We start from the raw sequence: 13,113 nt of genomic DNA, 5'->3' as shown, positions 1-13,113 counted from the left end.
ATGCCCTTGAGGGCGTGACGCAGCAACCCGATTCCACTCAGCAAGCCGACTTCAGGCAGGAAACCTCATGACCGACGCGTTCGACATCCCCAGCACTCTGGTCCAAGCCCTCCAGCGCCGCGCGGCCCTGACGCCGGATCAACTGGCCTTGCGTTTTCTTGCCGAAAACGAAGAACAGGCTGTGGTGCTCAGCTATCGCGAACTTGATCAACGCGCGCGCACGATTGCTGCCGCGTTGCAGGCTGAGGCGGGATTTGGTGATCGCGCGGTGTTGTTGTTTCCCAGCGGCCCGGATTACGTCGCGGCGTTTTTTGGTTGCCTGTATGCGGGCGTGATCGCAGTGCCGGCGTATCCGCCGGAATCGGCGCGCCGTCACCATCAGGAACGTTTGCTGTCGATCATCGCCGACGCCGAACCGCGTCTGCTGCTGACCAGCGCCGACCTGCGCGATGCCTTGCAGCAGATCGAAGGCGCGCCTCCGCTGTTGTGCGTCGACACACTCGACAATGCGCTGGCCGAAAACTGGCTTGAACCGAACCTGCCGCCAGAGCACATCGCCTTCCTGCAATACACCTCCGGCTCGACCGCGTTACCCAAAGGCGTGCAGGTCAGCCACGGTAATCTGGTGGCCAACGAACTGTTGATCCGCCACGGTTTCGGCATCGATGTGAACCCGGACGATGTGATCGTCAGTTGGCTGCCGCTGTATCACGACATGGGGTTGATCGGCGGTCTGCTGCAACCGATTTTCAGCGGTGTGCCGTGCATCCTCATGTCGCCGGCGTACTTCCTCGGTCGGCCATTGCGCTGGCTCGAAGCGATCAGCCAATACGGCGGCACCATCAGCGGCGGGCCGGATTTCGCTTACCGTTTGTGCAGCGAACGGGTCAGCGAATCGGCGCTGGAGCGTCTCGACCTGAGCCGCTGGCGCGTGGCTTATTCCGGTTCCGAACCGATCCGTCTCGACACCCTGGAACGCTTCGCCGACAAGTTCGCCGCGAGCGGTTTCAGCGATAACAGTTTCATGGCCTCGTACGGTCTGGCCGAGGCCACGCTGTTCGTCGCCGGCACCCCACGCGGCACCGGCATTCCTGCACTGCGCGTGGACGATCAAGCGCTGGCGCAAAATCGTGCCGAGCCGGGCGACGGCAGTCCGATCATGAGCTGCGGTATCAGCCAGCCTGAGCACGCGGTGCTGATCGTTGAGCCGAGCACGCTCGTAGAATTGGCCGACAATGCCGTCGGCGAAGTCTGGGCGACCGGCCCGAGCATTGCCCTCGGTTACTGGCGCAACCCCGAAGCCAGCGCCAAAACCTTCGTACAGCACGCTGGCCGCACCTGGCTGCGCACTGGCGACCTGGGTTTTATCCGCAACGGCGAACTGTTCATCACCGGTCGCCTGAAAGACATGCTCATCGTGCGCGGCCACAACCTCTATCCGCAGGACATCGAGCAAACCGTTGAACGTGAAGTTGAAGTGGTGCGCAAGGGCCGCGTCGCTGCATTCGCGATCAATCAGAATGGCGAAGAAGGCATCGGTATAGCGGCGGAAATCAGCCGCAGCGTGCAGAAAATCCTGCCGCCGGAAGCGTTGATCAAAGCCATCCGCCAAGCCGTGGCCGAGGCGTATCAAGAAGCGCCGAGCGTGGTCGTGTTGCTCAATCCCGGCGCACTGCCGAAAACCTCCAGCGGCAAATTGCAGCGCTCAGCGTGTCGCAATCGTCTGGCCGATGGCAGCCTCGACAGCTACGCGGTGTTCCCGTCGAGCGCCACTGAAACTCAAGAATCGGGAGCCAGCGCCTCCGAACTTGAAACGCTGATCGGCAAAATCTGGGCTGAGCAACTCAACGTCAAACAGGTCAACGCCGACGATCACTTCTTCCTGCTTGGCGGTAACTCGATCGCCGCCACGCAAGTGATCGCCCGTGTTCGCGAAGCACTCAGTCTGGAGCTGAGCCTTCGCCTGCTGTTCGAAGCGCCAACCCTCTCCGCGTTTGCCGCCGCAGTCGCCCAGCAACAACAGGACGGCGGCAGCGCGCAAGGTGAGATCACCGCGCTGTCACGTTCCGAGCCGATGCCGCAATCGCTGGCGCAAAACCGCTTGTGGATCACCTGGCAACTCGACCCGCACAGCAGCGCCTACAACATTCCCGGCGGCCTGCGCTTGCGTGGCGAACTCGATGAAGACGCACTGCGCGCAAGCTTTCAGCAATTGATCGAGCGCCACGAATCCCTGCGCACGCGTTTCTTCGAACGTGACGGCGTAGCGCTGCAACATGTCGATGCCGCTGCCGATTTCAACCTGCAATTGATCGACATCAGCGACCTGCCAGCCGATGAACGCGAAGCCCGCGCGCAGCAGATCCGCGACGACGAAGCCCGCACTCAGTTCGATCTGGAGAAAGGCCCGCTGCTGTGGGTGACGCTGATCCGTCTCGACGATGAAGATCACCAACTGCTGGTGACGATGCACCACATCATCGCTGACGGTTGGTCGCTGAACGTGTTGATCGACGAATTCTCGCGCCTGTACGCCGCTGCCTCGCAAGGCGCAACGGCCAACCTCGCGCCACTGCCAACCCAATACGCTGACTACGGCAGTTGGCAGCGCCAATGGCTGGCGCAAGGCGAGGGCGAGCGGCAACTGGCTTACTGGAAAGCGCAGTTGGGCGACGAGCATCCAGTGCTGGAACTGGCCACCGATCATCCGCGCTCGGCGCAACACAAACACAGCGCTGCACGTCACACCGTGCGTCTGGACGTCAGCCTCAGCGAGGCGATTCGCAACACAGCGCAAGCGCATCAATCGACACCGTTCATGCTGTTGCTCTCGGCGTTCCAGAGCCTGCTGCATCGCTACAGCGGTCAGCGTGATATCCGCATCGGCGTACCCAACGCCAACCGTCCGCGCCTGGAAACTCAAGGCCTGATCGGCTTCTTCATCAACACCCAAGTGCTGCGTGCAGAACTTGATTCGCGCCTGCCATTCGTTGAGCTGCTGGCGCAAACCCGCCAGGCCACACTCGGCGCACAGGCGAATCAGGATCTGCCGTTCGAACAGCTGCTCGAAGTTTTCCCGCAGGCCCGCGAACAAGGTCTGTTCCAGATCATGTTTAACCACCAGCAACGCGACCTCAGTGCGCTCAAACGCCTGCCGGGTTTGCTCGCCGAAGAGTTGCCGTGGCACAGCCGCGAAGCCAAGTTCGACCTGCAACTGCACAGCGAAGAAGACCGTAATGGTCGCCTGACGTTGTCCTTCGACTACGCCAACGAACTGTTCGACGCCGCGACTATCGCGCGACTGGCCGAGCATTTCAGCAATCTGCTGCGCGACGTCTGTGAACGTCCAGAACAAGCCATCGGCGATCTGCAACTGCTCACCGTCGGCGAGCACGATCAGCAGAAAAACTGGAGCGTCGCATCGTGCGTTCCGGCACAACAATGGCTGCCCGAACTGCTCAACGAACAGGCACGCCAGGCCCCGCAACGCACTGCGCTGGTGTGGGAGGGCGGTAGCCTCGACTTCGCCGAACTGCACACGCAAGCCAATCGCCTCGCGCACTATCTGCGCGACAAAGGTGTCGGCCCGGACGTTTGCGTGGCCATCGCCGCCGAGCGTTCGCCGCAACTGTTGATCGGCCTGTTGGCGATCATCAAGGCCGGCGGCGCTTACGTGCCTCTGGATCCGGAATACCCGGCTGATCGCCTGGCTTACATGCTCAGCGACAGCGGCGTCGAATTGCTCCTGACTCAAACCGAACTGCTCGGCCGTTTACCGGCCAGCGACGGCGTCAGCGTGATCGCCATGGACGCCCTGCACCTGGAAAACTGGCCGAGCCAGGCACCGGGTCTGCACTTGCACGGCGACAACCTCGCCTACGTGATCTACACCTCGGGCTCCACCGGCCAGCCGAAAGGCGTCGGCAATACGCATGCGGCACTGGCCGAACGTCTGCAATGGATGCAGAGCGCTTACGCGTTGAATGAAACCGATGTGCTGATGCAAAAGGCGCCGATCAGTTTCGACGTCTCGGTGTGGGAATGCTTCTGGCCGCTGATCACTGGTGCGCGCTTGCTGATTGCGGGCGCCGGTGAACACCGCGATCCGCATCGCATCGCCCAATTGGTGCAAGAACATGGCGTGACCACGCTGCACTTCGTACCGCCATTGCTTTCACTGTTCATCGACGAACCGCTGAGCGCCGAATGCACCAGCCTGCGCCGCGTTTTTTCCGGTGGTGAAGCGCTGCCCGCTGAACTGCGCAACCGCGTGTTGGCGCAACTGCCAGCGGTGCAATTGCACAACCGTTACGGCCCGACTGAAACTGCGATCAACGTCACGCACTGGCATTGCACCACCGCCGATGGCGAGCGTTCGCCGATTGGCCGACCGCTGGGCAACGTGATTTGCCGCGTGCTCGACACTGATCTCAATCCCGTACCGGCCGGTGTGCCGGGTGAGTTGTGCATCAGCGGCATTGGTCTGGCTCGCGGTTACCTCGGTCGTCCTTCGTTGACTGCCGAGCGTTTTGTCGTTGATCCATTGGGCGAGCATGGCGCACGTTTGTACCGCACTGGCGACCGCGCGCGCTGGACGTCTGACGGCGTGATCGAATACCTCGGTCGCCTCGATCAGCAGGTCAAACTGCGTGGCTTCCGTGTCGAACCGGAAGAAATCGAAGCGCGGTTACTCGCCCAGGACTGCGTCGCCCAAGCCGTGGTGCTGGTGCGCAAAACCGCTGCCGGCGCGCAACTGATCGGCTACTTCACCGCGACCGATGCCAGTGAACATCACGACGAACAAATCGCTCGTCTGAAAACCGCACTCGCCGCCGAACTGCCGGAATACATGGTGCCGGCACAACTGATGCGCCTCGACGCAATGCCGCTCAGCCCTAGCGGCAAACTCGACCGCCGCGCCTTGCCCGAGCCGCAATGGCAAGTGCGTGAACACGTCGAACCGGTGACCGAGCTGGAACAGCAAATCGCCGCGATCTGGCGCGAAGTGCTTGGCCTGAGCCTGGTCGGCCTGCGCGACGACTTCTTCGCCCTCGGCGGCCACTCGCTGCTGGCCACGCAAATCATCTCGCGCACCCGTCAGGCCTGTGACGTCGAGCTGCCGCTGCGCGCGTTGTTCGAGCACAGCGAACTCGGTGATTTCGCCGAACAGATTCGTTTGATCCAAGTCAGCGGCCGCACCAACAAGCAGCCGCCAATCGCCAAGGTCGACCGCAGCAAACCGGTGCCGCTGTCGTACTCGCAACAGCGCATGTGGTTCCTCTGGCAGATGGAACCGGACAGCCCGGCGTACAACGTCGGTGGCATGGCGCGCCTGCGTGGCGTGTTGCACGTCGAGCGTTTCGAGGCTGCGTTGCAAGCGCTGATTCTGCGCCACGAAACCCTGCGCACGACGTTCCCGAGCGTCGATGGCATCGCCCGTCAACAGGTGCATGCCGAGACCGGCGTGCGCATGGGCTGGAAGGATTTCTCGAAAATTGCCGCCGATCAGCGCGAGCAACAGGTTCAGCAATTCGCCGATGAAGAAGCGCATCTGCCGTTCGATCTGGAAACTGGCCCGCTGCTGCGCGCCTGTCTGGTGAAGACCGCCGAGCACGAGCATTACTTCGTGCTGACCCTGCACCACATCGTCACCGAAGGCTGGGCGATGGATATCTTCGCCCGCGAACTCAGCGCACTGTACGAAGCGTTTGTCGACGACCGCGATTCGCCGCTGCAACCGCTGCCGGTGCAGTACCTCGACTACAGCGTCTGGCAGCGCAACTGGCTGGAATCCGGCGAGCGACAGCGCCAACTCGATTACTGGACGGCGCAACTTGGTCGCGAACATCCGCTGCTGGAATTGCCCGGCGACCGCCCGCGTCCGCCGGTGCAAAGCCACCAGGGCGAGCTGTTCCGTTTTGACCTGAGCGACGACCTCGCTATGCGGGTTCGTGCATTCAACGCGCGAAACGGTCTGACCCTGTTCATGACCATGACCGCCGCGCTCGCCACGCTGCTTTACCGCTACAGCGGGCAGACCGATCTGCGCATCGGCGCGCCGGTGGCCAACCGTATTCGGCCGGAAAGCGAAGGGCTGATCGGTGCGTTCCTCAACACCCAAGTGCTGCGTTGCCAGCTCGACGGCATGATGTCGGTCGGCGAATTGTTCGAGCAGGTGCGCCACACGGTGATCGAAGGGCAATCGCACCAGGATCTGCCGTTCGATCATCTGGTCGAAGCCTTGCAGCCGCCACGCAGTTCCGCGTACAACCCGCTGTTCCAAGTGATGTGCAATGTGCAGCGCTGGGAATTCCAGCAGAGCCGCATGCTCGCTGGCATGACCGTCGAATATCTGGCCAACGATGCGCGGGCGACCAAGTTCGACCTCAACCTGGAAGTCACCGACCTCGACCATCGTCTCGGTTGCTGCCTGACGTACAGCACCGATTTGTTCGACGAATCGACCATCGCACGCATGGCCAGACATTGGCGCAATTTGCTCGAAGCGCTGATCGCCGATCCGCAACAGCGCCTCAGTGAATTGCCGCTGCTTGACGCGCCCGAGCAACAGCAGCTGCGCGACAGCCTCGGCATCGAGCCGGGCGAGCATCGTCTCGACCAGTGTATTCATCACCTGTTCGCCGAACAGGCACTGGCGCGCAAGGACGCAGCGGCCCTGACTTTCGCCGGGCAGACTTTGAGCTACGCCGAACTCGACGCCCGCGCCAATCGTCTGGCCTGGGCCCTGCGCGAGCGTGGCGTCGGCCCGCAAGTGCGCGTCGGTCTGGCGCTGGAGCGTTCGCTGGAAATGGTCATCGGCCTGCTGGCGATTCTCAAGGCGGGCGGTGCGTATGTGCCGCTGGATCCGGAATATCCGCTCGACCGTCTGCATTACATGATCGAAGACAGCCGCATTGGGCTGCTGCTCAGTGATCGCGCGATGTTTGAAGCGCTCGGCGATCTACCGTCGAGTGTGGCGCGTTGGTGCCTGGAAGACGACAGTGCAGCGCTGGCCGATTACCCGGCCACTGAGCTGCCGTTTATCAGCCTGCCGCAGCATCAGGCCTACCTGATTTACACCTCGGGTTCGACCGGTAAGCCGAAAGGCGTGGTGGTTTCCCACGGCGAAATCGCCATGCACTGTCAGGCCGTGATCGAGCGGTTTGGCATGCGCCCGGACGACTGCGAACTGCACTTCTATTCGATCAACTTCGATGCGGCGACTGAGCGTTTGTTGGTGCCGCTGCTCAGCGGCGCGCAAGTGGTGCTGCGTGCGCAAGGTCAGTGGGACGCGGAAGAAATCTGCGGTTTGATCCGCACGCATAAAATCAACGTGCTCGGTTTCACCCCGAGCTACGGCAGCCAGTTGGCGCAGTTCCTCTCGACGCAAAACGAGATCCTGCCGGTGCGGATGATCATCACCGGCGGTGAAGCGCTGACCGGCGAACATCTGCAACGCATCCGTGCAGCGTTCAAACCGACGATGTTCTTCAACGCCTACGGCCCGACGGAAACCGTGGTCATGCCACTGGCCAGTCTGGCGCCTGAGGTGCTGGAAGAGGGTGCGGGCAGTGTGCCGATCGGCAGCGTGATTGGCGCGCGTGTCGCGTACATTCTTGACGCCGATCTGGCGCTGGTGCCACAGGGCGCGACCGGTGAATTGTTCGTCGGCGGCGCGGGTCTGGCGCAGGCGTATCACGATCGTCCGGGCATCACTGCTGAGCGTTTTGTCGCGGATCCGTTTGCCGCTGACGGCGGACGCATGTACCGCACCGGCGACCTGGTACGCCAGCGTGGCGATGGCTTGGTTGAATACCTGGGCCGGATCGACCATCAAGTGAAAATTCGTGGTTTCCGCATCGAGTTGGGCGAAATCGAAACCCGTCTGCTTGATCACGCTTCGATCCGCGAAGCCGTGGTGCTCGCCCTTGATGCGCCAAGCGGCAAACAACTGGTGGGCTATCTGGTGACTGAAGTCGCCGAGCAAAGCGAAGCCAGACAGGCTGAACTGCGCGAAGCCCTCAAGTCGCACCTCAAGACACAACTGCCGGATTACATGGTGCCGACGCACCTGATTCTGCTGGCGAGCATGCCGCTGACCGCCAACGGCAAACTCGACCGCCGCGCCTTGCCGGCGCCGGATCCGGAGCTCAATCGCCAGGATTACGTGGCGCCGAGCAACGAATTGGAACAGACCCTGGCGCAGATCTGGTGCGCGGTGCTCAATGTCGAACAGGTCGGCCTCAACGACAATTTCTTCGAACTCGGTGGCGACTCGATTCTGTCGATTCAAGTGGTCAGCCGCGCGCGTCAGCAAGGCATTCATTTCAGCCCGCGTGATCTGTTCCAGCATCAGACTGTGCGAACCCTCGCCGCCGTGGCCAGCCGCAGCGAACAAGTGACAGCGGAGCAAGGCCTGGTGACCGGTGAATCGCGTCTGACGCCGATTCAGCATTGGTTCTTCGACACGGAAATCCCTGAGCGTCAGCACTGGAATCAGGCGCTGTTGCTGGAGCCAACCGTGGCGCTGCAACCGCATCGTCTGGAGCAAGCGCTGCTGGCGGTGATCGAGCAGCATGATGCCCTGCGTCTGCGCTTCACCGAGTCCAACGGCCAGTGGCAAGCGACGCACCAACCGGTGTCGGATGCGGCGGTGTTGTGGCAAGTGCGCGTGCCGTCGATGGACAAGTGTGAAGCGCTGTTCGCCGATGCCCAGCGCAGCCTCGACTTTGCGCAAGGCCCGCTGCTGCGTGCGGTATTGGTCGATGGCTCGGAAGCTCAGCAACGGCTGTTTATCGCCATCCATCACTTGGTGGTCGATGGCGTGTCGTGGCGCGTGTTGCTCGACGATTTGCAAACCGTGTACCGCCAACTCGACGCTGAGCAAGCGGTGAAACTGCCGGCAAAAACCAGTGCCTTCAAAGACTGGGCCTCGCGCTTGCAGGCCTACGCTGGCAGCGAGTCCCTTCGCGAAGAACTCAACTGGTGGCAAACCCAGTTGGCCGGTCAGAACGCCGATCTGCCTTGCGAAAACCCGCAGGGCGGCCAGCAGAATCGTCATGCACAAACCGTCATCGTGCGCCTCGATGCCGAGCACACCAAACAGCTGCTGCAACAGGCGCCGGCCGCTTATCGCACGCAGGTCAACGATCTGCTGCTGACAGCACTGGCCCGCGTGTTGTGCCGCTGGAGCGGTCAGCCATCGGCGCTGATTCAACTGGAAGGCCATGGTCGCGAAACCCTGTTCGACGAGATCGACCTGACTCGCACCGTCGGCTGGTTTACCAGCGCTTATCCGCTGCGTCTGACCCCGCACAACATCGAAGAGGCCGCAGGGCAGGGCGCTTCGATCAAGGCAATCAAAGAGCAACTGCGCGCGATACCGCACAAAGGTCTGGGTTATGGCGTGCTGCGCTATCTGGCCGATGATTTCACTCAGCGCAGCATGGAGGCGCTGCCGCATGCACCGGTCACCTTCAACTACCTCGGCCAGTTCGACCAGAGCTTCGCCAGCGATGCACTGTTCCGCCCGCTGGATGAGCCGGTTGGCGCTGCCCACGATCCGCAGGCGCCATTGCCGAATGAATTGAGCGTCGACAGTCAGGTGTATGGCGGTGAATTGCTCTTGCGCTGGACGTTCAGCGCCGAGCGTTACGACGCGCAAACCATCCACGATCTGGCCGATGCGTACCTCGGTGAGCTGCAAAGCCTGATCGGCCATTGCCTGCAAGACGAAGCCGGTGGTCTGACGCCGTCGGACTTCCCGCTGGCCAGACTGACTCAGGCGCAACTCGATGCCTTGCCGGTGCCGGTCGCGCACATCGAAGACGTCTATCCGTTGACGCCGATGCAGGAAGGCATGTTGTTGCACACCTTGCTCGAACCGGGCACCGGTCTGTACTACATGCAGGATCGCTACCGCATCAACAGCGAACTCGACGCCGAGCGTTTCGCCCAAGCCTGGCAAGCGGTGATCGCCCGTCATGAAGCATTGCGCGCCTCGTTCTGCTGGAACGTCGGCGAAGACATGCTGCAAGTGATTCACACGCCGGGTCGCACGCCAATCGAATATCTGGACTGGAGCGCCATCGCCGAACCCGAGCAGGAACCGAAGCTGCAAGCGCTGCTGAAAAGCGAGCGCGAGGCCGGTTTCGATCTGCTCAATCAGGCACCGTTCCACCTGCGCCTGATCAAGGTCGGCGCGGCGCGTTACTGGTTCATGATGAGCAATCACCACATCCTTATCGATGCCTGGTGCCGCTCGTTGCTGATGAACGATTTCTTCGAGATCTACACCGCTCTGGGTGAAGGCCGCGAAGCGCAACTCGCCGTGCCGCCGCGTTATCGCGATTACATCGGCTGGCTGCAACGCCAGAGTCTCGCCGAAGCGCGGCAGTGGTGGCAGCAGAATCTGCAAGGGTTCGAGCGCACCACGCCGATCCCGAGCGACCGTCCGTTCTTGCGTGAACATGCCGGTGAAAGCGGCGGCATGATCGTCGGCGACCGCTACACCCGTCTCAATGTCGAGGACGGAGTGCGTCTGCGTGAATTGGCGCAAGCGCATCAACTGACTATCAACACTTTTGCTCAAGCTGCGTGGGCCTTGGTGCTGCGCCGTATGAGCGGCGATCGTGACGTGCTGTTCGGCGTGACTGTGGCCGGGCGTCCGGTGGACATGCCGGAGATGCAACGCACCGTCGGTCTGTTCATCAACAGCATCGCGCTGCGGGTGCAGATGCCGGCGGACGATGAACGCAGCAGCGTGCGTCAGTGGCTCAGCGCTTTGCTCGACAGCAACATGCAACTGCGCGAGTACGAATACCTGCCGCTGGTAAACATTCAGGAACAAAGCGAATTGCCGAAAGGCCAGCCGCTGTTCGACAGCCTGTTCGTCTTCGAAAATGCCCCGGTGGAAGTCTCGGTGCTGGATCGCGCGCAGAGCCTGAACGCGACCTCGGACTCCGGACGAACCCACACTAACTTCCCGTTGACGGCGGTGTGCTACCCGGGCGATGACCTTGGTCTGCACCTGTCGTATGACCAGCGTTATTTCGACGAATCGACCATCGAGCGCATGCTCGGCGAGTTCAAGCGTCTGCTGCTGGCGCTGGTCGAGGGCTTCCATGGCGACATGGCTGATCTGCCGCTGTTGGGCGCTGAGGAGCAGGACTTCCTGCTGCATGGTTGCAACCAGAGTGCCCACGATTATCCGCTGGAGCAGAGCTATGTGGCGCTGTTCGAAACGCAGGTTACCGCGCATCCGCAACGCATCGCCGCGACGTGCCTTGATCAGCAACAGAGCTATGCCGAGCTGAACCACAACGCCAACCGCCTCGGCCATGCACTGGTCGCGGCGGGTGTGCAGACGGATCAACCGGTGGCGTTGCTCGCCGAACGCAATCTCGACCTGCTCGGCATGATTATCGGCAGCTTCAAGGCGGGCGCGGGTTATCTGCCGCTGGATCCGGGGCTGCCAAGTCAGCGTTTGCAACGCATCATCGAGCTGAGCCGCACGCCGCTGCTGGTGTGCAGCGAGGCGTGTCGCGAACAGGCGCAGACCTTGCTCGATGAATTCAGCTGCGCCAATCGTCCACGGCTTCTGGTTTGGGAAGAAGTGCAGGCCTTGGCGTTGTCGGCGACGAATCCTGGCATTTACAGCGGCCCGGACAACCTCGCTTACGTGATCTACACCTCGGGCTCCACCGGCCTGCCGAAAGGCGTGATGGTCGAACAGCGCGGCATGCTCAATAACCAGTTGAGCAAGGTGCCGTATTTGAATTTGTGTGACGCCGATGTGATCGCGCAGACCGCTTCGCAGAGCTTCGATATTTCGGTCTGGCAGTTCCTTGCCGCGCCGCTGTTCGGCGCGCGAGTGGACATTGTGCCGAATACGATTGCCCACGATCCGCAAGGTCTGCTGAAGCATGTGCAAGCGCAAGGCATCACCGTGCTGGAGAGTGTGCCTTCGCTGATTCAGGGCATGCTCGCCGCGGATCGCCTGAGTCTCGATGGCTTGCGCTGGATGTTGCCGACCGGTGAGGCGATGCCGCCGGAGCTGGCGCATCAGTGGTTGCTGCGTTATCCGCAGATTGGTCTGGTCAACGCGTATGGCCCGGCGGAATGTTCCGATGACGTGGCGTTCTTCCGGGTCGACATGGCTTCGACGCGCGGCAGTTATTTGCCGATCGGCACGCCGACCGACAACAACTTGCTGTATCTGCTCGATGGCGCGCTGGAACTGGTGCCGTTGGGTGCGGTGGGTGAGTTGTGTGTGGCGGGCACGGGCGTCGGTCGCGGCTATGTCAGTGATCCGCTGCGCACGGCGCCGGTGTTTGTGCCGAACCCGTTCGGTGCGCCGGGCGAACGTCTGTATCGCACCGGTGACTTGGCGCGACGTCGCAGCGATGGGTTGTTGGAGTACGTTGGCCGCGTTGACCATCAGGTGAAGATTCGCGGTTATCGGATTGAGCTGGGTGAGATCGAAGCGCGTTTGCATGAACAACCGGAAGTGCGCGATGGCGCGGTCGGTGTGCAGGAGGGCGTCAACGGCAAGCACTTGGTTGGTTATCTGGTGGCGGCCGATTCGGCACTCAATCCGAGCGAGCGCCTTGAGCGGATCAAGCAGCGTCTGCGCGCCGAACTGCCGGAATACATGGTGCCGCTGCACTGGTTGTGGCTCGATCAACTGCCGCTGAATGCCAACGGCAAACTTGATCGCAAAGCCTTGCCGGCGCTGGAGATCGGTCAACTGCAGAGTCAGGATTATCTGGCGCCGCGCAATGAACTGGAGCAGACGCTGGCGGACATTTGGGCCGAGGTGTTGAAGGTCGAGCAGGTCGGTGTGCGCGACAACTTCTTTGAACTGGGCGGGCATTCGTTGCTGGCCACGCAGATCGCCTCGCGGGTGCAGAAATCCTTGCAACGAGATGTGCCGCTGCGGGCGATGTTCGAGTGCAGCACGGTGGAGGAGTTGGCCGAGTACATTGATGGGCTGGCGGCGAGTGACATTACCGAGGAGAAGGTGGATCGGTTGAATGATTTGATGGCGGAGCTGGAAGGGCTTTAATTCTCTAGTGTCTGCACGGGCCCCTTCGCGAGCAAGCCCGCTCCCAC

General features: G+C 61.8%; 1 protein-coding gene. It reads left to right on the top strand.

Going from position 1 to position 13,113, the window contains the following annotated elements; all coding sequences use genetic code 11:
* The first annotated feature begins 67 nt into the window (after positions 1 to 67).
* Entirely contained in the window at positions 68 to 13,066 is a 12,999-nt protein-coding gene (locus tag KFS80_RS00200; protein WP_212543682.1) for a non-ribosomal peptide synthetase, read from the top strand.
* Positions 13,067 to 13,113: the final 47 nt, after the last annotated feature.

The organism is Pseudomonas rustica (assembly GCF_018336155.1).
GTDB lineage: Bacteria > Pseudomonadota > Gammaproteobacteria > Pseudomonadales > Pseudomonadaceae > Aquipseudomonas > Aquipseudomonas rustica.
The sequence above is the reverse complement of the archived record's forward strand: the minus strand, read 5'-3'. Positions and strand labels throughout refer to the sequence as shown.

What these genes read in the sequence shown, in the direction of transcription:
- KFS80_RS00200 (WP_212543682.1), top strand. Translation starts at nt 68, where the DNA reads ATGACCGACGCGTTCGACATCCCCAGCACTCTGGTCCAAGCCCTCCAG.